Source organism: Novilysobacter longmucuonensis, from assembly GCF_046600735.1.
Classification (GTDB): domain Bacteria; phylum Pseudomonadota; class Gammaproteobacteria; order Xanthomonadales; family Xanthomonadaceae; genus Novilysobacter_A; species Novilysobacter_A longmucuonensis.
Genome location: NZ_JBJMAW010000005.1, coordinates 182,875 through 204,008 on the forward strand (window position 1 = coordinate 182,875; position 21,134 = coordinate 204,008).

19 protein-coding genes and 1 other RNA gene are annotated in these 21,134 nt (G+C 67.4%); 10 read left to right on the plus strand and 10 right to left on the minus strand.

Annotated features, from left to right (window positions below):
• Positions 1 to 289: 289 nt before the first annotated feature.
• The 4 genes from ACJQWM_RS07520 to ssrA all read right to left on the minus strand — a co-directional run bounded on the left by ACJQWM_RS07520 (position 290) and on the right by ssrA (position 1,606).
• A complete protein-coding gene (locus tag ACJQWM_RS07520; protein ID WP_332702679.1) occupies positions 290 to 664 on the minus strand; it encodes a hypothetical protein in 375 nt (124 codons plus the stop codon).
• 75 nt (positions 665 to 739) lie between these two features.
• Positions 740 to 955: a RhuM family protein gene (rhuM, locus tag ACJQWM_RS14230; protein WP_441004837.1), complete on the minus strand. Its 216-nt coding sequence runs from the start codon at positions 953 to 955 to the stop codon at positions 740 to 742.
• A complete protein-coding gene (locus ACJQWM_RS14245) occupies positions 904 to 1,095 on the minus strand; it encodes an HVO_A0114 family putative DNA-binding protein (RefSeq protein WP_502361721.1) in 192 nt (63 codons plus the stop codon). The genes rhuM and ACJQWM_RS14245 overlap by 52 nt, the downstream gene beginning before the upstream one ends.
• Before the next feature lie 157 nt (positions 1,096 to 1,252).
• Positions 1,253 to 1,606, minus strand: a transfer-messenger RNA (tmRNA) gene (ssrA, locus tag ACJQWM_RS07530).
• Between the two features lie 148 nt (positions 1,607 to 1,754).
• Between ssrA and ACJQWM_RS07535 the strand changes: the two genes are divergently transcribed.
• Positions 1,755 to 3,974, plus strand: coding sequence for a CHASE domain-containing protein (locus tag ACJQWM_RS07535; protein ID WP_332702683.1), 2,220 nt, complete (start codon positions 1,755 to 1,757; stop codon positions 3,972 to 3,974).
• Positions 3,975 to 4,040: 66 nt separating this feature from the next.
• Here the strand turns inward: ACJQWM_RS07535 and ACJQWM_RS07540 are convergent, their stop codons facing one another.
• On the minus strand, positions 4,041 to 4,676 hold the full coding sequence (locus ACJQWM_RS07540) for a BON domain-containing protein (protein ID WP_332702685.1): 636 nt from the start codon (positions 4,674 to 4,676) through the stop codon (positions 4,041 to 4,043).
• Positions 4,677 to 5,084: 408 nt separating this feature from the next.
• Here ACJQWM_RS07540 and ACJQWM_RS07545 point away from each other — a divergent pair, with 408 nt between their 5' ends.
• Positions 5,085 to 5,771, plus strand: a complete 687-nt coding sequence (locus ACJQWM_RS07545) for a protein-L-isoaspartate(D-aspartate) O-methyltransferase (RefSeq protein ID WP_332702687.1) — start codon at positions 5,085 to 5,087, stop codon at positions 5,769 to 5,771.
• Positions 5,768 to 7,162: an erythromycin esterase family protein gene (locus ACJQWM_RS07550; RefSeq protein ID WP_332702689.1), complete on the plus strand. Its 1,395-nt coding sequence runs from the start codon at positions 5,768 to 5,770 to the stop codon at positions 7,160 to 7,162. The genes ACJQWM_RS07545 and ACJQWM_RS07550 overlap by 4 nt, the downstream gene beginning before the upstream one ends.
• 144 nt (positions 7,163 to 7,306) lie before the next feature.
• Here ACJQWM_RS07550 and ACJQWM_RS07555 read toward each other — a convergent pair whose 3' ends face one another.
• From ACJQWM_RS07555 to ACJQWM_RS07575, 5 genes are all read right to left on the minus strand, one after another.
• Positions 7,307 to 8,251, minus strand: coding sequence for a putative bifunctional lysylphosphatidylglycerol flippase/synthetase (locus tag ACJQWM_RS07555; protein WP_332702691.1), 945 nt, complete (start codon positions 8,249 to 8,251; stop codon positions 7,307 to 7,309).
• A 1-nt stretch (position 8,252) separates the two neighbouring features.
• Positions 8,253 to 9,497, minus strand: coding sequence for a cardiolipin synthase ClsB (clsB, locus tag ACJQWM_RS07560; protein ID WP_332702693.1), 1,245 nt, complete (start codon positions 9,495 to 9,497; stop codon positions 8,253 to 8,255).
• Positions 9,494 to 10,237, minus strand: coding sequence for an endonuclease/exonuclease/phosphatase family protein (locus ACJQWM_RS07565; protein WP_332702695.1), 744 nt, complete (start codon positions 10,235 to 10,237; stop codon positions 9,494 to 9,496). Before ACJQWM_RS07565 ends, clsB begins: the two co-directional genes overlap by 4 nt.
• 459 nt (positions 10,238 to 10,696) lie before the next feature.
• A complete protein-coding gene (locus tag ACJQWM_RS07570) occupies positions 10,697 to 11,461 on the minus strand; it encodes a ferritin-like domain-containing protein (RefSeq protein WP_332702697.1) in 765 nt (254 codons plus the stop codon).
• Positions 11,462 to 11,578: 117 nt separating this feature from the next.
• Positions 11,579 to 12,751 (minus strand): hypothetical protein, encoded by a 1,173-nt coding sequence (locus ACJQWM_RS07575; RefSeq protein ID WP_332702699.1) that lies wholly within the window; start codon positions 12,749 to 12,751, stop codon positions 11,579 to 11,581.
• Positions 12,752 to 13,094: 343 nt separating this feature from the next.
• Here ACJQWM_RS07575 and ACJQWM_RS07580 point away from each other — a divergent pair, with 343 nt between their 5' ends.
• The 7 genes from ACJQWM_RS07580 to ACJQWM_RS07610 all read left to right on the plus strand — a co-directional run bounded on the left by ACJQWM_RS07580 (position 13,095) and on the right by ACJQWM_RS07610 (position 21,009).
• Positions 13,095 to 15,659 carry an NAD-dependent epimerase/dehydratase family protein gene (locus ACJQWM_RS07580; RefSeq protein ID WP_332702702.1) on the plus strand — a complete coding sequence of 855 codons (2,565 nt, stop codon included), beginning with the start codon at positions 13,095 to 13,097 and terminating at the stop codon, positions 15,657 to 15,659.
• An 80-nt stretch (positions 15,660 to 15,739) separates the two neighbouring features.
• Positions 15,740 to 16,636, plus strand: coding sequence for a cation diffusion facilitator family transporter (locus tag ACJQWM_RS07585; protein WP_332702705.1), 897 nt, complete (start codon positions 15,740 to 15,742; stop codon positions 16,634 to 16,636).
• 149 nt (positions 16,637 to 16,785) lie between these two features.
• Positions 16,786 to 18,135, plus strand: coding sequence for a PQQ-dependent sugar dehydrogenase (locus ACJQWM_RS07590; protein ID WP_332702708.1), 1,350 nt, complete (start codon positions 16,786 to 16,788; stop codon positions 18,133 to 18,135).
• Between the two features lie 64 nt (positions 18,136 to 18,199).
• Positions 18,200 to 18,907, plus strand: coding sequence for a glutathione binding-like protein (locus tag ACJQWM_RS07595; RefSeq protein ID WP_330970014.1), 708 nt, complete (start codon positions 18,200 to 18,202; stop codon positions 18,905 to 18,907).
• A gap of 129 nt (positions 18,908 to 19,036) precedes the next feature.
• Positions 19,037 to 19,252, plus strand: coding sequence for a hypothetical protein (locus ACJQWM_RS07600; protein ID WP_332702714.1), 216 nt, complete (start codon positions 19,037 to 19,039; stop codon positions 19,250 to 19,252).
• A 192-nt stretch (positions 19,253 to 19,444) separates the two neighbouring features.
• The gene (locus ACJQWM_RS07605) at positions 19,445 to 19,906 is read left to right on the plus strand and encodes an HAD-IB family phosphatase (RefSeq protein WP_502361720.1); all 462 of its coding nucleotides are present in this window, start codon (positions 19,445 to 19,447) and stop codon (positions 19,904 to 19,906) included.
• Between the two features lie 500 nt (positions 19,907 to 20,406).
• A complete protein-coding gene (locus tag ACJQWM_RS07610; RefSeq protein ID WP_330970003.1) occupies positions 20,407 to 21,009 on the plus strand; it encodes a Crp/Fnr family transcriptional regulator in 603 nt (200 codons plus the stop codon).
• Positions 21,010 to 21,134 lie beyond the last annotated feature (125 nt).

Consider the following 21,134-nt stretch of genomic DNA (forward strand, 5'->3'; position numbering starts at 1 on the left):
TGCGGGCCCTCCGCAACAGCCTGACGCCGCCGGCACGTTTTGGGAACGACTGCCACATCCGAAGCAATCACCGCGCCAGAGGCACGCACAGGCACCGCGAATCCATCCAGACTCGCCGGCGTTCCGCAACACGATGCGGCAACCGCCACCGCGTCCTCATCGGCAAAGTGGGTCACGCACACGCCGGTCTCGGGCAGCACCAGCTCCACCCGACGCGCCGCGCCCCAGTCACCGGCGATCGCGGCGACCACCGACGACTGAAGCGGGCCGTCAAGCCCCCACGTGGTGCTCAGCCGTCGGTGCCGAGCAGGACCACCGCCAGCAGCAGCAGGAAGCCGAGCACCGCCGCGGTCGCGTGCAGCACCACCAGCCATGCAGGAAGCAGCAGCCGGTTCCACTTGTAGCGCAAGCTCAGCACCGCGCCGCCGATCGCGGCCACCAGGAATAGCGCCAGGGCTACCTGCGCCATAGCCGGAACGCCGAATGCGAAGGCCGCATAGGCCAGCAACGTCACCCCGGCCGCCGCGAGGAAACCGTGCAGCATCGCCAGCCAGGCCGGAGGGTTGTGCTTGCCGCCGAACCGGATGGCGGCCATGGTGGCGCCGCCGAGCGCGGCGACCAGGAACAGCAGCGCGGAGACCTCGAGCATCAGTTCGGCGTTCATCGGACCTCTCCTGGGGAATCCCGCCGATCCCCTCGCCGTGGGCACGTTAGCCAGCTCAAGGTGAGTGCCACGTGTTCAGGATCGATGCTGGAGCGGGTGCGCACCGGCCTTATATCCAATCCGGACGACAGCTCCGGGGAACTGCCATGTGCCTGCACAATTGAGGGCCTTGCCGTCTGGTGCGCGCTCCCATGAGGTCAGGCCCATGTGCGGTTTACGGCTGTCGGCGCGCTGCACGATCAACTCGGCTGCTGTGTGGCCGTGGATGGCGTAATGCAACTTGTTCTGCACCTTGGCGAGTCCTCCAGATTGCGCAGCGCGCGTGACAGGTTGCTGGCCGCGCGGCCGGAGAGTTCGGCCAGCGCCTGTACCGTGCGCGACTGCTTCTCCTGAATCAGGCGCAGCAGTGCCCGGTTTTCGTCCGACAGCACGCCGGCCAACTGGCGCCATGAAGCGAATGCGGTGCGAGTCTGGCGACTGGCGGCCAATCGAAGTCCGCAGCGTTTGCAGGAACCCGCACGAGTACGCGGGAACCGGCGCGAACAGGCAAGAAAAAACCCCAACCGAGAACGGTTGGGGTTTCGTTGTTGGTGGAGGTGGGGGGAATTGAACCCCCGTCCGAAGGCACTCCATCCCCGGCACTACATGCTTAGCTCACCGTTGGATCTCGTCCACCGACAGCACGGTGCGCGAAGCGCATCGGCGGACCAGCCTGCTATAGGTTAACCGGGTGCTGGCAGGCAGCCACTCCCGGCGATTCCGTGATGATGACCCTACGTCGCGAGCACGGACACAAGCGATTTCGGGGCTTAGGCCTTAAGCGGCCAGTGCGTAGTTGTCGTCGTTGGCAACTAAAAGTTTGCAGCTGGATTTACGAGGAAAGCTACCCCCTCGGCATGCGCCAAGTGATTTCGCGACCCCCGTCGAAGCCAGTGCACCCCCGGGGAGAACGATTCCGCTGTGACCGCGCCAGTATAGGCGCGTTGGCGGGGGACTCAAGCGGCGGCTTTGCACCCATCGCTCCGGGTTCAGGTATCGGGTTCCACTTGATGAAAACCCTATTCAGCGCCTGCTTGTATCCTTGCCGGCGATGAACGCTCCGGCCGACTCGATCGACACGTCCCAGCCCCGGCCGGCCGGTACCAGGCCGAGCCGCGGCCATGTCTGGGCCCTGGCGGTCTTGATCGGCTCGCTGTTCATCGTGTTGACGATGTGGCGCAGTGCCGCCGAGCGCGAAACCGACGCCGCCGAAGCCCGCTTCGTCAGCCAGACCAATGAGGTCCGCGACCTGCTGGGCGAGCGGCTGGTCAACTACGAGCTGGTCCTCAGGGGCGGCTCGGCGCTGTTCGCGACCGTGGCCCGGCCGAGCCCCCAGCAATGGCAGGCCTACGCCGACGGCATGGACATCGGTACGCGGTTTCCGGGGCTGGTCGGGCTCGGTTACGCGGGGTATGTGAGCCATTCGCGACTGCCGGAACTGCAACTGGAATGGCGCGATTCCGGCTACGGCATGCTCGAAGTCGCCCCGCGCGGGGTCCGTCCTCACTACGGCCCGATCCTGTTCCTGGAGCCCAGGAGCATGGAGAACCTTTCCGCGATGGGCTACGACATGTACTCCGAGCCCACCCGCCATGCCGCGATGAAGGCGTCGCTGGAGTCCGGACTGCCGCGGTTGTCCGGCGCGGTGCACCTGGTGCAGGACGGCGTCCATCGTTCGACCACCGGCCTGCTGCTGTACCTGCCGGTGTACCGCACCGGCGATTCGCCGAGCTCGGAGGCGGCGCGGCGGCAGTCGATGCAGGGCTGGGTCTACATGCCGTTCCGGATGGAGGGCTTCGTCGCCACCGCGATCGACCACCGCCTGCGGGAGGAGCGCTTCAGAATCTACGACACCACCGACGGGATCGACAAGCTGCTGTTCACCACTTCGGAGCCGGCCCCCGAGGACCCCCCGGCATTCCGCCACTCGTCCGAACTGCAGGCCTATGGCCGCACCTGGCGCCTGGAGTTCGACTCCCCGCCGCTGGCGATTGCCGCGCCGCGCCTGAAACGGCTGCAGCAGACGCTCGCGCTGGGGATCTTCGCCTCGCTGCTGCTGTACGCCATTGCCTGGATGCTGGCGCACACCGAGGCGCGGGCACACAAGCTGGCCGCGCGCATGACCGAGGACTACCGCCGCAGCGAGCTGCGCTTCCGCAGCGCGATGCACCACTCGGCGGTCGGCGAGGCGCTGCTGGACAGCAAAGGCCGCATCGTCGAGGCGAACCCGGCGCTGGGCGGCATCGTCGGGCGCGATCCAGAGGCTCTGGTGGGCGAGCAGTTCGACGGCCTGTTCGAGGACACCGAAACCGACGAAGCGATCCGTGGCGACCACAATAGCCCCCGCGTCACCGACGAGCGGGGGGTGCGCCGCTACACCCGGCGGCTGCACCGCGAGGGCGGCCTGCCGCGGCACGCGCAGCTGACCCATTCGCCGGTGCCGGGGAATGTCGGCCAGGACGTCACCGGCCTGGTGCAGGTCGAGGACGTCACCGAGCGCCTGCGTGCGGAGGCTCGTGTGCATGCGCTCAACCGTACGCTGGAGGCGCGCGTGGCGATTCGCACGCGCGAGTTGAGCCAGGCCAACCAGGAACTGGAGACCTTCGCCTACAGCGTGTCGCACGACCTGCGCGCGCCGTTGCGCGCGATCGACGGCTTCAGTCGCACACTGGCCGAACGCTATGGCGACGCGCTCGACAGCACCGGACAAAGCTACCTGGCGCGAGTGCGCAAGGCTGCCGGCCGCATGGGCGAACTGATCGATGCGTTGCTCAAGATGAGCCGGGTGACCCGCAGCGAGCTCAAGGTGGAGTGCGTCGACCTCAGCCGGATGGCTGCCGACGTGGCCGAGGAGCTGCGTGCGGCCGAGCGCGACCACCATCCGGCGCTGACCATCGCGCCCGGACTGCAGGTCGAGGGCGATGCAGCGCTGCTGCGCAACCTGCTGGACAACCTGCTCGGCAACGCATGGAAGTTCACCCGCGGGCGGGAAGATGCATGCATCGAGCTGGGCGCGGAGCCGACCGCAGCGGGCGAGGTGGAATATTTCGTGCGCGACAACGGCGCCGGTTTCTCGCAGGAATACGTCGACAAGTTGTTCCGGCCGTTCCAGCGGCTGCATTCACAGGACCAGTTCCCCGGCCACGGCATCGGACTGGCATCGGTCAAGCGCATCGTCGAACGCCATGGCGGCAGCATCCGCGCCGAGGGCCGGGAGGGCGAGGGCGCCACGTTCCGGTTCGTGCTGCCAGATCAGGGCTCGGACGGCTGAGCCAACGGGATGGGCGCGGGCCGCGATGCGGGCACCTGCGCGCCGGCACCGGCGTTGCCGGCATCGTCATCGGCGCGGTGAGCGCGTGACCTCGATGCGATTGTCGATCTGCAGGTCGCCCGCGGCACTGGCGGCGATGTCCTCGGCGCGGTGCTTCATCCAGCGTTCGGCGACCTGGCCGCTGAGGGTGATGGTGTTCTCGTCGCATGCCACTCTGATGTCGGTGGCGTCGACATCCGGGTCCATGGTCAGGCTCTCGTGGATGTTTTCCATGACCCGGGCCTGTGACCGGCGGTAGTTCTTCGGCCCACGGCCGCGGTGGCTTTCGCGCGGATATTCACCGGCGGGGTGCACCTGGTCGCTGTCCTCCTTGAATACGTTGGCGATGCGTCGCGCATAGTCGGCGGCGATGCTGTTGTGGTGCTCGTCGTCTCCGTGCGGACGTTCGTGTGGGCCGCCGCTGCGTTGGCCGGCACGGGTGCGCGGGCCGGAACGACCGCCGAGGCGGTCATCAAAAAGGCGGGGCAGGTGGTCGCCCTGGTCGCGCTGGTGGTCGCCGTCGTCCTCGTAGCGGAACGATGCCGGTTCGTCGCGGAACACCGGATCGCTGTAGCCCCGCGGATCCTCGTCGCGGCGGCGCGGTTCGTGGCTGGCGAACTGGCCGAACGGCGTCTCGGTGTGGAAGTGGCGGTGACCCTTCATAGCGGGCTCCTGTCGGTGTCGGGCGTGGCCGGGGCGGATCGTCTCGATGCCACCGGCATTCAGGACAGAACGCGCAAGAGCCGTGCCAGTGACCGACCGGGCCGCAAGGGGTCGGTCCTCGCGTCGGCGGGTGCAGTTTTTACGCCCGCCGGAAACTCTTTCGTGGGTTTTTTCTTTTGGAGCAACAGCAACAGCAGAAGCAAATCCTCCCCAACCCTCTTTTTTCAAAGGAGGGAGCAGTGCAAAGGAGGGAGCAGTGCGAAGGGAGAGAGCCGTGCAGTTCCCCCCTTTGAAAAAGGGGGGCAGGGGGGATTTGCTCTTCGCCCAAGCCGAACAATCCCCCAGCTTGACACCTGTTTCATTGCACCTGATCCACGATCACGCGGTATCTCTGGCGCTCACCAACCAATGAATGCCACCGAACAACGCGAGCAGATGGTGGAGTTTCAGATCGCGCGGCGCGGCCTGGATGACCGGCACCTGCTCCAGGCCATGCGCGTGGTCCCGCGCGAGCGGTTCGTGCCGGACGAGGTGCGCGAGTACGCTTACGAGGACTCGGCGCTGCCGATCGAAGGCGGCCAGACCATCTCGCAGCCCTACATCGTCGCGTTGATGATCGACGCCGCGCGGCTGGCGCCGGGCGAACGGGTGCTGGAGATCGGCACCGGCTCGGGTTACGCGGCGGCGGTGATGGGCGCGATCGCGCAGCAGGTCTACACGATCGAGCGGCTGCCCGAGCTGGCCGCGCTTGCGCGGCAACGCTTCGCCGAACTGGGCTACGACAATATCGAGGTCCGCACCGATGACGGCACCGGCGGCTGGCCCGAGCAGGCCCCGTTCGACGCGATCCTGGCGGCCGCCGGCGGCCCGAGGGTGCCGGAGCTGCTGCGTGAGCAGTTGGTCATCGGCGGACGCCTGGTCATGCCGGTCGGCGACAGGAGCGGTGCGCAGCGGCTGGTCAAGGTCACCCGCGGCGAGCACGGCCGCTACCAGCAGGTCGACCTTGGCGGGGTGATGTTCGTGCCGTTGATCGGCACGTACGGCTGGGACGACGCGCCAGCCCCACCGGCACGAGGCGGTACGCCGTGGACGTGAGCGCGCTGATCCGTGCAGCGGCCGAGCCCTTGCCCCCATTGCCGGGCTGCACGGCGGCGGAGGGCTGTGGCTCCGGGGAGACTACGTTCGGCCAGGCCTTCGACCGGTTCGGCGACGCCCGCGTGGTGCTGCTGGGCGAGGCCAGCCACGGCACTTCCGAGTTCTACCGCGCGCGTGATGCGATCACCCGACGGCTGATCGAGCAGCATGGCTTCAACATCGTCGCGGTCGAGGCCGACTGGCCCGACGCGGCATCGGTGCACCGGCACGTCCGCCATCTGCCGCCTCGGCCAGACGCCGAGCCTCCGTTCCAGCGTTTTCCCACGTGGATGTGGCGGAATCGTGAGGTCGCGACCTTCGTACGTTGGTTGCGCGGGCACAACGCCGGCCACGATCCGGGCGCCCAGGCTGGCTTCCACGGGCTCGATCTGTACAGCATGTACGGCTCGATCCGCGCGGTGATCGCATACCTGGACCGGGTCGACCCCGACGCCGCCCGCCTCGCGCGCAAGCATTACGGCTGCCTCACGCCGTGGGCCGGTGAGCCGGCCGAATACGGGCGGGTGGCACTGAGTACGGGGCACGCGGCCTGCGAACAAGCCGTGCTCGAAATACTGGGCGAGCTGCTGCAACGCCAGCTCAGTGACCATCAGCGCGGCGGCGATGACATCGGCCATGACGGGCTGCATGACGGCATGCCCCGCGACGGTCTGTTCGACGCCACCCAGAACGCGCGCCTGGTCAGCAACGCCGAGGCCTACTACCGGGCGATGTACTACGGCGCGGCCGAATCATGGAACCTGCGCGACCGCCACATGTTCGACACCCTGATGCAGCTGCTCGGTAGCGACCCGAACCGCAAGGCGGTGGTCTGGGCACACAATTCGCACATCGGCGATGCCCGCCATACCGACATGGGGCGCCTGCGCGGCGAGCTGAATGTCGGACAGCTGTGCCGCGAAAAGTTCGGCGATCGCGCCGCGCTGGTCGGCTTCGGTACGCACGAGGGCACGGTGGCGGCGGCCAGCGACTGGGGCGCGCCGATGCAGGTGATGCCGATCAATCCATCGTTGCCGGGCAGCGTTGAACGCGCCTTCCATGACGCCGGGCACCCCGCGTGCCTGGTCGACCTGCGCGAAGGCCGCCACCCCGAGCTACGCGAAGCCCTGCTGGAGCCGCGGCTGGAACGCTTCATCGGCGTGATCTACCTGCCCGATACCGAGCGCTGGAGCCACTACGCCCATGCCACCCTGGCGCAGCAGTTCGACGCCTATGTCTGGTTCGACCGCACCCGCGCAGTCGAGCCGCTGGACGACGGCGACGCTGCTGGCGAAGGCGAAGGCGAAGGCGAAGGCGAAAGCATGCCCGACACGTGGCCGTTCGGCCTGTAGAGGTGACGCTGGGGCGCTGGTGTAGGAGCGGCTTCAGCCGCGATCAAAGGTCGATTGCCGCCACGCCGGTGAGCCAGCCGCGCTCAAATATGTCGTCCTGAACGCAGGAAAGGATCCGCTCCCGCGCCGATCTGCGCCACGGCATCAAGGCTCCGCAGCCGAGCCAGTCCTGGCCCTGGCTTCGAAGCCGAGATACAGCGCGATGGCAACCAGCAGCGGGCCCAGGTAGTACAGCGCGCGGTACGCCAGCAGCGCGGCCAGCACCTCGGCCTGGCCGATGCTCGCGCCGAGCAATCCCAGGAACGTCGCTTCCAGCACCCCCAGCCCGGCCGGCACATGGGTGGCCGCGGCGGCGACTGCGCCGAGCAGCAGCACGCCCAGCACGGTGGGGTAGGGAATGCCGGCCGGCAGCAGGGTATCCAGGATCGCCGCGATGACCAGCCAGTTGGCCGACGACAGCAACACCTGCAGCAAGGCGAGCCGGAACGACGGCAGCTGGACGGAATGCCCGCGCACGATCCAGGTACGCCGTGGCCACACCACGCAGCCGAGCAGGTAGGTGGCGACGGCGATCAACATCGCGATGCCGACCACGCGCAAACCGGCTGCGCCCAGCTCCCATCCCGGTGGCAGCGCCACCACACCCAGCGCGAACAATGCCCCACCCAGCAGCGCGTATCCGGTCCAGTTGGCGACCACGCTGAAGCCGAAGATGCGCCCGATGGTGGCCGGGTCCAGTCCCGACCGCGAGTACAGCCGGTAGCGGAAGCCCGCCGCGCCGACCAGCGCGCCGAGGTTGAGGTTGAATGCATAGCTGATGAATGCGATCAGCACCACGCGCCGCCGCGAGAGGCCATGGCCGCTGTAGGCGCGGGCGGCGAGATCGTAACTGCCGTAGAGCAGGTAGCTGACGGCGACCCCGACGCCGGCCGCGGCCAGTTGCGCCGCACCATAGCCGGTCAGCGCGGCGGTCACCTCGTCCCAGTCGAGCGTGCGCGCATAACGCACCAGCAGCACCGCCACGACCAGCAGGAAGATCGCGGCCACGACCGCCCCCAGGTGCTTGCGCCACGGGTGGTCGCCGACCACCTCAGCCCCTCGCATCCGGGCCCGGCGCTGGCGCCGGGCCCGGTGAGGCGAGCTTCCTCGGCGTATGCGCCGGCAGCAGTCCGGCCCACGCCGGGAAGCGCCGCAGGAAGTGGTACACCACCGGCGTGACCAGCGTGTGCCACATTCGACGGCGCGGCACCTGCCCGGCGTCCACCTTGCGGCAGTGCGCGTGCATCAGCCGCGACAGGTGGTCGCGCAGCTGCCGGTTGAAGTTCGCATCACGGATGAAGACGTTGGCCTCCAGGTTCAGCGACAGGCTCAGCGGGTCCAGGTTGCTGGAGCCCACCGTCGCCCATTCGCCATCGATCAGCGCGACCTTTCCGTGGAACTGGCGCTCGTGGTACTCGCAGATATGGATGCCGCTGGCCATGAGCATGCGGTACAGCGAGCGGGCCGCGAACTGCGCGATCGCCATGTCCGCCTGCCCCTGCAGGACCAGGGTCACCCGCACCCCGCGCTGCGCCGCATCGCGCAACTCGCGCAGCAGGCCATAGCCGGGGCAGAAGTAGGCATTGGCGATGACGATCTGCTCGCGCGCCTGGCGGATCGCATGCCGGTACTGGTCCTCGATGGAGGTGCTGTGAGGCCCGTTGTCGCGCACCGCGAACAGCACCTCGGCCTCGCCGGCGCGCCGCTGGCCGGCATCGGCATGCGTACGCGGCCGCCAAGATTCACCGGTGCCGCGCGAGTCGATCGCAGACTGCACCAGGTCGCGGATGTCGCTGACCACCGGCCCCTCGAGCTCCACGCTGTAGTCCTGCTTGGAGGTCACCCCGAACTCCTCGAGATGATCGGCCGCATAGTTGATGCCGCCGACGAATGCGCGCGTGGCGTCGACCACCACGATCTTGCGGTGCATGCGGCGGAACATGTGCAGGCGCTTGCCGAGGAACCTGCGGTGCGGATCGAACACCCGGAAGCGCACCCCGGCGCGGGTCAGCGCCGACAGGTACGCCGCCGAAAGATCCGGCGAACCCCAGCTGTCGACCAGCACCTCGACCCGCACGCCGCGCCTGGCCGCGTCGATCAGGTGTTGCTGCAGGGTGCAGCCGACCTTGTCCTCGAACAGGATGAAGGTCTCCAGCAACACCTCCTCACTGGCCTGCGCCATGGCCTCGAACGCGGCGGCGAAGAATGCCTCGCCGTTTTCCAGAAGGCGCACGCGGTTGCCGCTGCGCCATGGCGTGCCCCCATCGTCTCTGGTGGCCGGCGCGCCGCCGCTCATGCGCAGAGTCCGGCCAGCAGCGGCGCGTGATCGGACAGGTGGGACCACGGCCGCGACGAGAGCACGTCGCAATGTCCGGCATGCAGGTGGCGCAGGTAGATCCGGTCCAGCGGCAGCAACGGCCAACTCGCGGGAAACGTCGGGACCGGGCGCCCGTGCGCGCGTGCGAACACCTCGTGCAGGCCGCAGCGCAGCAGCCTTTGATGCGCCTTCAAGCGCCAGTCGTTGAAATCGCCGGCGACGATCAACGGAGCCGCCGGGGGTATCTCCTCCTGCACCATCCGGCACAACAGGTCCACCTGGCGGCGGCGGTGGGCGTCGCGCAGCCCCAGATGCACGCAGATCGCGTGCAGCGGCGTGGACTGCCCGGGCGGATCGAGCACGCAGTGCAACAGTCCGCGGCCCTCGTGTCCGTGCACCGATACGTCGCGGTTCTCCTGCCGCACGATCGGGAACTTCGACATCAGCGCATTGCCGTGGTGGCCGTCGGGGTAGGCCGAATTCTGCCCGTAGGCGTACTGCGGCCAGATCGTATCGGCCAGGTATTCGTACTGCGGCCCTTGCGGCCAATTGGCGTGGCGCAGCGAATGCCGCGCGTGGGCGCCGAGCACCTCCTGCAGGAACACCACGTCGGCCGACACGCTGCGGATCGCCTCGCGCAGTTCGGGCAGCACGAAGCGGCGCTTGAACAGCGAAAAGCCCATGTGGGCGTTCATGGTGAGCACGTTCAACGCAGGCATGGGAACGATCGGGCAGCCGGACCCGGCCGACCCGGCGACCTTGGCACAGCGTCGGGTCTAGGTCGGGTGACGGATGGCCGACGCGCGGGCGGTACACCGGGCCGCGCTTGTCCGCGACCGGGCCGAAGAGCTCGCGACTCACGTCGTTGACCTGGGCAGCCGAGCAAGCTCGGCTCTACAGGCGGCACACACGCGTGACTTTGTAGGAGCGCCCCATGGGCGCGACCGGGAGCCGGACAGACGCGGTCGCGCCCATGGGGCGCTCCTACAGGAGGCCGGGCTTCGGGTAGGAGCGACGTGAGTCGCGAGCTTTGCGTCCCGGACTAATGGCGATCCGGGGCGATTCCTGCGGCGGTGGCAGGCGTCGCGACCTGACCCAAGAGCTCGCGACTTACGTCGCTCCTACAAAGGCTGCTGTGTAGGAGCGGCTTCAGCCGCGAACGCGACCTGCCGCACCGCTCAATGCCGGGTCGGGGCCACCGAAGCGTCGTGGGCCACCGCATCGCGATACCACGTGCGCACCGAGGTTGCGTGCCGCTCCTCTTCGGCCAATGCGCGGCGGAAGCGGCCTGCCAGATCCGACTGGCCCGCGTCCTCGGCCAGCGCGATCAGTCCGCCCCAGCCCTCGCCGTCGGCGACCTCGGCCACCAGCAGGACCTGCAGCGATTGCGCCAGGTCGGTGCGTGGATCGGTCATCGCCTGCATCAGGCCCATGTTCATCACGCCGGTCAGGTTGGCGCAGGGAGTCTGTGCGGTCGGATCGGCGCCGAGCTTCTCCAGCGCGTCGGCCAGGAGATGGGCGTGGGCGAGCTCCTCGTCGCGGAACGTCTTCACCGTGTCCATCGGCGGCCAGCCGTCGCCATTGCTGCCGCCCTTGCGCGCGCCCTGCAGCATCTCCAGCTTGCCGACGAATGCGTCGTACAGGCGCACGCCGCCGCGCTCGAACGCCAGCCGCTCGCCGAGCTTGTCGATCAGCACGGAGGCATGGTGCCCGGTCAGCCCGGCGATGGCGGTGGACGCCGCGCCGCGGATGGTCGACGGCGGCGGCACCGCGCCCAGGCCGTCGGCTTCGGCAATGTAGTCGGCGCGGATGGTGTTGAGTGCCGTGGCATCACCGGGCGAGGTGGGCACGGTCATGTCGGTCACCTCGAGCAGCGCGTCCGCATCGATCGGCGACATCCTGATGCCGCTGCGGTTGGTGCCGACGCTGGTCTTGTTCTCCATTTCGTTCTCCTGGTCTATGGGCCCGCGGCGCGAATGGCCGCGTCCGCCACAGGCGCCTGGATGGGGCGCCGCCTGCATCAAAATCGTGTGCTCCGGGAAGCATTGCGCCGTGCGGGACTACTGCAATGACGACGGCCGCATGGCCTGCTCGGTGCCGGGTATCCAGCGGTAACCCGCGGCCACGGTCTCGGTCGGCGAGCCTTCGGAGTTCATGTGATCGCGGTACGCGTTCGACGCGGCGCTTTCCTCGCCGTCCTGGCTGTACTCGGCGCCGATGGAGCGGTAGTCCACTTCGGCCAGGAGTGTTTCACGCACGAAATCGCGCTGGCTGGCGAAGGTGATCGGCTCGGGCAGCTTGTCCGGCAGGATCTCGGCCGGGTCGCGGCGTTCGTGTTTCTTGAACAGCTGCTTGACGTGATGCAGCTGGCCCAGCTCGTAGTCGAGCATGCGCTCCCACAGCGCCTTGACCCGCGGGTTGCCTTCCTGCTGCACGCAGCCGTAGTAGTTGTAGACCTCGCTGGCCTCATGCATCAGCCACTGCTCCATCCAGGTCTGGTTCGGATCGATGATCGACTCGTACTGGGTGACGTGCTGTTCCTCGATCGAGGCGATCTCGGCGTACAGCTGGCGCGCCACCGGATCGGTGAACAGCGGGCCGATGTTCATGTAGTAATTGTGGGTCTGCTGCTCGGCGGCCATGATCGTCAGCGCATGCAGTTTCGACAGCGGGTCGGCGGTCTTGGCATCGAACGGCGTGCGCAGGTCGTCCTCCGGCGCGCGGTGCTCGACCAGGGTCGGGCGGCCCGGCATGATGTCGCTGTAGCACTGGGTGATGTTGTTGGCATCCTTGCCTTCGAGCCGGTCGAGCATCGCCGAATAGCGGTACAGGTGGTCGAAGTCCTCCAGCAGCCCGTAGCGGTACGTCTGCGCCAGGTACGGGTCCGGCTCGCGCTGCGCGACCGCCGCGGTCACCTCGACCGCCACCTGCTCGTAAGCGATGGTGGTCTCCAGCGGCGAATGGTCCGCGCCGATCAGCCAGTTGACCATGGTCGCCTGGTGCTGCTCGATGCGGCGCACGCGTGCGAGGTCCAGGCGAAGATCTCCGTTCATGCGGGCGCATGCGTGCGAGAACCGCAGCGCCTCCATCTCCTGGCCGTTCATGAGAATGATGCGCACGCGCGTGAATGCGTCGTCGTCGAGCTTGCTGATGGGCTTTTGCACCAGCTCGCGCCAGGTGAAGCGCTGGCGGTCCAGCGGCGTGCCCTTGGCGTCGGTCAGAGACAGTGTCATGTCGTGGCTCCTGCGGGGGAAAACAGCGGGCACGCATCGTGCAGCGCGGTGGTGCGGACGGTCCCTGTCAGGGTCGCAAGAGACATGCCACGGCAACGCATGTCGGGTTCGCCGCGCTTCCGCCGAGCGCCGGAAAAGGTTGCCTCGATGCGCAGCAGTTGCACCATCGCGCGGGCCTCGGCTCGCAACGCGCATCCGTGCAGGCCCGGCCCCCGCCACGTGCATCGATCACCGGGCGGCCCCGCTGTTGACGCGACGTGGACCCGCACTCCGCGAGGATGCGTTGACGCGATGCCGTGGCGCTCCACCGCCACACCGCCGCCGCCCGCAAGGATGTCGCTCCATGGCCCAGGCAAAACCCGTAGTCCTGGTCACCGGCAGCAGCGGGTTCATCGGATCGGCGGTGGTCCAGAAGCTGGCCGGAGAGTTCGACGTGGTCGGAATGGACCGCGACGCCTCGCCGCGCGCCTGCGCGGCGGCCGAGCACATCGGCATCGACCTGACCTCCGCCGACAGCATCGCCGCTGCGATGGAGCGGGTGCGCTTCGCACATGGCGGCACCATTGCCTCGGTGATCCACCTGGCGTCGTATTTCGACCTCACCGGCGAGCCCGACCCGAAGTATGAGCAGGTCACGGTGGAGGGGACCAGGCGCTTGATCGAGGCGCTGGACGGTTTCGAGGTCGAACAGTTCGTGTTCGTCAGCACCATGCTGGTGCATGCGCCGACGCAGCCGGGCCAGCCGATCGACGAGCAATCGCCGCTCGATGAGCGGGCATTGCCGTACCGCCAGTCCAAAATCCGTACCGAACAGATGCTGCTGGAGCGTCACGGCTCGATACCGGTGGTGCTGCTACGTCCGGCCGGGGTGTACGACGACGGCGGCCACTCGGCGTTCCTGGCCCAGCAGATCGCGCGCATCTTCGAGCGGCAACTCGCGAGCCACGTCTATCCGGGCGCGCTGGAGACCGCGCAGCCGTGGCTGCACCTGGAGGACCTGACCGAGGCGCTGCTGCGCCTGGTGCGGCGCCGCAAAGAACTGCCGGCCGAGTTGCCGCTGCTGCTGGCCGAGGCCAGCGGGCTCAGCGTCGACCAGATGCAGCACACGCTGGGGCGTTTGATCCACGACGAGAGCTGGGACACGCGCGAGGTCCCCAAGGCCGTGGCCAAGGCCGGTGCCTGGGTGCAGGCCGACGTGCTGGACGAGGACACGTTCATCCGCCCATGGATGGTGGACATCGCCGACGATTATTACGAAGCCGACACCAGCCGCGCCCATCAGCTGCTCGACTGGACGCCGGCACATTCCTTGCGCGAAACCCTGCCGCGGATCATCGAGGCGCTCAAGGCCGAGCCGGTTGCCTGGTATCGCGGCAACAAGCTCAACCCGGCCAAGGTCGCGACGCTGGCGGTGGCCGATCAGACCGACACACGCGATGAACCCGTCGTCACCCGGCCGCGGGAGGAGGCCACCGGCGGCGAGTCGATGCGGGAGCACGCGCAGGGCATGCGCAGGATGCACTTCGACAAGCTGTGGGTGCATTTCCTCAATATCCTGCTGGGCGCGTGGCTGGCGACCAGCCCCTTCGTTTTCGGCGCATTCGATGCGTCCGGTTTCAGTGACGCGGTGCTGCGAATCACCGACGAACGCGGCCTGGCCGACCCGGCGGTACGCAGCGCAATGCTCGGCTACAGCGATGTCATCAGCGGGCTGCTGATCATGCTGTTGGGCGCGCTGTCGCTGTCGACCCGGTTCTCCTGGGCGCAGTGGGGCAATGCCGCGGTCGGTGTATGGCTGCTGTTCGCGCCGCTGCTGTTTTGGACGCCGAGCGCAGCGGTCTACGCCAACGACACGCTGATCGGCGCGCTGGTCATCGCGTTCGCCGTCCTGGTGCCGATGATGCCGGGCATGGGCATGGCCGGGATGATGGACAAATCGGACCTGCCGGCCGGCTGGACCTATTCGCCCTCGACTTACCTGCAACGGCTGCCGATCATCGCGCTGGGCCTGGTCGGGCTGCTGATCTCGCGGCACTTGGCGGCCTACCAGCTCGGGCACATCGACGCGGCCTGGGAGCCGTTCTTCGCGGGCCGGGCGGGGCTCAACGGCACCGAGGACATCATCACCTCCGACGTGTCCCGCGCGTGGCCGGTCTCCGACGGCGGATTGGGCGCGATGACCTACATGTTCGAGATCCTGATGGGCGTCATGGGCGACCGCCGGCGCTGGCGCACGATGCCGTGGATGGTGGCCGCGTTCGGCATCGCGGTGGTACCGCTGGGCGTGATCAGCATCTATTTCATCGTGATCCAGCCGATCCAGATCGGCACCTGGTGCACCTTGTGCCTGGTGGCCGCGCTGGCGATGCTGGTGATGATTCCCTACAGCCTGGACGAGCTGGTCGCTACCGGGCAGTTCATGGTGCAGGACCGCCGTCGCGGCGGGTCGTTCTGGCGCACGTTCTTCAAAGGCGGCGCGCAGCCCGATGGAGGCATCGACGAGACCCCGGGCTTCGACGTGCCACTGTCGACATCGGTCAAGACCGCGCTGACCGGTGGCGCCAACATGCCATGGACGCTGGTGGTCAGCGCGCTGCTGGGTGCGTCACTGATGTTCACCCGGCTGCTGTTCGATACCCGGCCGCCCATGGCCGACAGCGATCATCTGGTCGGCGCGCTGATCGTCACCTTCGCGGTGATGGCGATGGCCGAAGTCGGGCGCACGCTGCGCTTCGTCAACGTCTGCTTCGGGCTGTGGCTGGTCATCGCGCCGTGGGTGCTGGGCGGGGCAGGGACCGTTGCATCCTGGACCGGGGTGCTGATCGGCCTGGCGGTGATCGCGCTGAGCCTGCCGCGCGGCAAGCGTAGTGGCGAGCACTACGGCAGCTGGGATCGTTTCGTGGTGTAGGGCGGGCGGGCACAGCCGCCGCGCGGGCGCACACTCGCCTGCCGTGCTTGCCGCGCAAGCCTGTGAGCAGGAGAACCCGGATGGGCGCAGGCCACGCGCACGCAAGCGGCACCATCGAGCACGAGCGCCCGCTGTGGTGGGCACTCGGGTTGACGGTGGTATTCCTGTGCGCCGAAGTGGTCGGTGGGCTGCTCACCAACAGCCTGGCATTGCTCTCGGATGCGGCGCACATGGGCACCGACGTGATCGCACTGGCGATTTCGCTGGCGGCGGTGCGCCTGGCCCGGCGTCCGGCCGATGCCCGGCGCACCTACGGTTATGCGCGCATGGAAGCGCTCGGGGCGATGGTCAACGGTGCATTGCTGTTCCTGGTGGCCGGCTACATCCTGTGGGAGGCGGTCGGCCGCTTCCGCGCGCCGCCGCCGGTGGCTTCCGGCGGCATGCTGGCGATCGCGGTGCTCGGCCTGGTGGTCAACCTGGTCGCCATGCGCCTGCTCAAGGCCGGCAGCGGTCAGAGCCTCAACCTGCGGGGTGCCTACCTGGAGGTCTGGGCCGACATGCTGGGCTCGGTCGGGGTGATCATCGGCGCGCTGCTCATCGAGTTCACCGGCTTCTATCTGGCCGATCCCGTCATCGCCGTGCTGATCGGCCTGTGGGTGCTACCGCGCACCTGGATGCTGCTGCGCGAGGCCGGTCACGTGCTCATGCAGGGCGTGCCGGCCGGCCTGGAGCTGGAGCAGGTCCGCGCGGCACTGCTGTCGCACCCAGGCGTCGATGCGGTGCATGACCTGCACGTGTGGGCGCTGGGATCGAGGCAACCGGTGCTGACCGCGCATGTGGTGCTCGGAGCCGGAGCCACCGACGCCGACCGCGTCCGCAGCGCACTGGCCGATGAGCTGCACGCGCAATTCGGCATCGGCCACGCGACGCTGCAGGTGGAGCGCACTCCATGCATCGACCAGCCTCCGAATGCATGAGGCAGGACGCGGCGGGCGTGAGTCGCGCTCGCCGGATCACCTGCATCGAGCGATGCCGCGGCAGCTTTCACCCTGCTCTGGCAGCGCGAAGCCCAGCATGTCGAGGCAACAGGGCAGGGTGGCCGAGTGCGTCGCCGCAGGAGTCGATGATGCTTTGCAAATGTCCCGCGATTTCCGCCTGGCGTGTCGTTCTCGCGCTGCTGGCGGCGTTCACGTTGAGTGCGTGCCTCGGACAGGCGCGCTACCGCGTGGCTGCGGGCAGCGGCCCCGATCCGGTACTGCCGACGCCGAAGGACCGGCTGGTCCCGGTCTTCGACATCGCACCGGCGCAGCGTTGGCCGCCGGGCCGCACGCCGTTGGCGCCGAACGGCCTGGCGGTCAATGCGTTCGCAACCGGCCTGGACCACCCGCGCTGGCTGCACGTGCTGCCCAATGGTGATGTGCTGGTGGCCGAGGCGCAGGCGCCCGAGGAGAGCGGATTGCCCGGACTCAAGGGCAAGTTGATGGGGCTTGTGCAAAAGATCACCGGGTCCAACCTGCCGAGCGCAGACCGCATCACACTGCTGCGCGATACCGACGGCGATGGGATTGCCGACGTGCGCAGCGCGCTGCTCGAGCAGTTGCACTCGCCGTTCGGCATGACGCTGGTCGGGGATAGTCTGTACGTGGCCAATACCGATGCGGTCGTGCGCTTCCCATACCGGCGGGGCGTCCTGCGGATCGAGGCACCGGGAGAGCAGGTCGCGGAACTGCCGGCCGGCCCGATCAACCGTCACTGGACCCGCAACGTCATTGCCGACGCCTCGGGGCAGCGGCTGTTCGTCACGGTCGGCTCCAACAGCAACATTGCCGAATACGGCATGGAGCAGGAGATCGGTCGCGCCGCGGTGCACGAACTCGACTTGCAGACCGGCGAGATGCGCCTGTTCGCGTCGGGCCTGCGCAACCCGAACGGGCTCGCGTTCGAACCGGCCACGGGCGCGCTGTGGGTCTCCGTCAACGAGCGCGACGAACTGGGCAGCGACCTGGTGCCCGACTACATGACACCGCTGGAGCGCGAGCAGTTCTATGGCTGGCCTTACAGCTACTTCGGACAGCACGTCGACCCGCGCGTGCACCCGCAGCGCCCGGAACTGGTGGCAGCCGCGGTCGAGCCGGCCTACGCGCTCGGCCCGCATACGTCCAGCATGGGTCTGGTGTTCTATCGGGGCGACCTGCTGCCGCCGCACTATCGCGGCGGTGCCTTCGTGTCCCAGCGCGGCTCCTGGAACCGGCGTCCGCCGAGCGGCTACCGTGTCGTGTTCGTGCCGTTTGCCGCGGGGCGACCCGTCGGCCTGCCGCAGGATGTGTTGACCGGCTTTCTGGACAGCGACGGTGGCGCGCTCGGGCGCCCGGTGGGCCTGGAAGTCGCCGCCGACGGCGCCCTGCTGGTGGCCGATGATGTCGGCAACACCGTCTGGCGGATCGCGCCAGCGCGCCAGGGCAGGGCAGGGCCATGATCGCGATGCAGCCCGACCCATGCAGACTGCCATCCCCGCAACCGCAGAAGGAGCACCCCACGCCATGATCGAGCTCCATTACTGGCCCACGCCCAATGGCCACAAGGTCACGATGTTCCTCGAGGAGGCGGGGCTGGAGTACCGCATCCATCCGGTCGACATCAGCGCCGGCGACCAGTTCAAGCCGGAGTTCCTCGCCTTTTCGCCGAACAACCGCATGCCCGCGATCATCGATGCGGCACCGGCCGACGGCGGCGACGCGATCACCGTGTTCGAGTCCGGCGCGGTCTTGCTGTATCTGGCGGAGAAGACCGGCAGGTTCCTGCCACCGGACATCCGCGGCAGGAAAACCGCGATGGAATGGCTGTTCTGGCAAATGGGCGGGCTGGGGCCAATGGCGGGTCAGAACCATCATTTCGGCATATACGCGCCGGAAAAGATCCCGTACGCGGTCGACCGTTACGTCAACGAGACCAACCGCCTCTACGGCGTGCTCGACCGGCGCTTGGCCGGCCGCGAGTTCATCGCCGGCGAGTCCTACACGATCGCCGACATGGCCTGCTATCCCTGGATCGTGCCGTGGGAGCGGCAGCAGCAGGATCTCAACGATTTCCCCGACCTGCGTCGCTGGTTCGAGTCCGTGCGGGCGCGTCCAGCGACCGAGCGCGCCTACGCCCGCGGCGAGCCGTTCGCCAGTCGCCCGGCGGTGACAGAGCAAGGCAGGAATGTCCTGTTCGGGCAAACCAGCGCGAGCGTCCGTCAGCAGCGCTGAGGGCCGCGCGCCGAGGCGGCGCGCAGGACCATTCCGCTCTTTAGCGCACGTGAACCGCGCGGCGAGGCTTCCTACGCGCCGACGCCGTCCCTCGAGGTCGGCGGTGATATTCCAAGGAACGCGCAGGCGATGAACACCCCTGCCTGCAAACCCGCTTTTGATACCCTCCGCGCAGGGGAGGGAACCAATGCGAAGATCATCATTGCCGCGTTGCTCGCGGCTCCGCTGCTGGCCAGCGGCCAGACGCTCTATCGGTGTGTCGAGAAAGGAAAACCGACCAGCTTCCAGCGGCGACGTGGCCCGGAAAAAATGCAGCCTTCGGTCTCGCAAGCCTGTGCCCAATGATCTGCTCGGTCGCTTGGCCCATTCGACGCCACATCCATTCCGCGAGTCGGTCGTGAGCGGTTGCGTCTGCAGGTAGCGGGCTCCATAACCGAGTGTGGAAATTTTCTGTCTGACAGTCACTGGCCCACGCCCTTGCCGAACAGTCTTGGGCGCAAGTACCCGGATGCCAGCCGCGGTTACAAAATGGGCCTTGTGTCCGGCGTCTTGGTACGCCGCGCCATCGTTCGCTTTGGCTATTGCGGCGTGCCGCTCTCAACGCTAGAAGCAATGGGTCAAGACTTCGCCCGTAGCTACCTGCCCAGTACGCTTCGCCCAGAAGAGATGCAACGTATTGCCTGGCACAAGGCCCGAGGCCACAAGGTTGTTGTGGTGTCCGGCGGACTGGATGTCTACTTGGCGCCGTGGTGCCAGGAGCATGGACTGGAGCTTATCTGCTCATCCCTAAGGCACTTTCAGGGTGTTCTGACGGGCCACTACCTCGGGGAGCAATGCGTGCTTGCGGAAAAGGCCCGTCGCGTTCATGAGCAGTACGACCTAAGCTTATTCCCGACAATCTACGCCTATGGTGACACTCCGGAAGACACGGATCTTCTTGGCCTAGCCAGCAAGCGGTACTACCAATGGCAGGAAGTTGACGCCGCAGTTGGGCTCTAACAACTCATTCAAGCCGAACCCGCTTTGTCGCTTCGTTGAAACTTGTCACTGCTCGTGTTCCTGGCCCTCCCGGTTCGCGTGTTGCAGGTCGGCTTAGTGTTAGGCCCTGGAGGCAGACATGCTGCGAATACTACCGGTCGCGTGCTGTTTTTGACGCAACGACTGGTCTTGGCGACGTGGCTGCTGGGGAAGTATTCGGCTCGCTTTGCTGACCTCACTACCGGCTCTCGGGGGTTTTTGTACTCGCTCGGACTCATACTCCCGCAATCCCGCTTCTCCAGGGTTCCGCGGACTAGTCAATGCCGGTTCCGTCCGTGCAATCAAGCGCGACAAGGCGCATGCCGCTATCTGGTGACAGGAGCTGTAATTACATGAATCGACCGGTTCAAGACCTCTTCGCACAGTTTGCACGCCTCATTCGGATGGCGCTCCATGCAACCACGTAGCGTTGAGATGAAGTTTTCTCTGGAACACCCGCGTCATCCGGAGGGCTGATAGCCATGGAGCATCACGACGATTTCGCTGAACTCACTGGCCTGCTGCAGGGCCTAGCCGCGCTGCCCGCGTCTGAGCTCGCGTGGTTGCATAACCATAGCCGCACGCGAACCTATGCCTCTGGCGAAGCGCTAATCGACGTCGGCGCAAAGCCGAGCCAATTCTGGTTTTTGGCATCGGGCTTCCTGAGGTTCTTCTACGTCACGTCCGGCGGACGCGAGTACAACAAGGCTTTCGCACGGCCCGGCGAAATCGTGGCACCGCTGTCGGCCATGCTCTCGGGTGCTCCCAACGGCTTCGTTATCGCCGCGATCGCCCCGGTGCGCGTGCTTGCATACCCCGTGGCGCTGCTCCCGGAGCTTTACGAGCGTCACCCCGGCTGGGAACGCGTGGGCAGGGTGCTTGCCGAACAGATGGCGGTGCGCAAGGAGGCGCGTGAGCGCGAATTGCTGCTCGACACGGCCCTGGTGCGGTTCGGCCGGTTCGCTGACCGCTATCCCGAACTGGTGCAGTGGATCCCGCAGCGCCAGATCGCTTCCTACATCGGCGTCACCGAACAGGCATTGTCGCGGCTGTTGCGCGACTGGCGGACAAGCCGGCCGACTTGATCGATGTTAATGCGGTGCGGAAGTGTCCGACGTCCCCCCGCTTTTGAGTAGCACGGCGATCTGGAGTCCAATCCCCAACGACAAGGAGATTGGACGTGAAGAAGCGCTTTTCCGAAGAACAAATC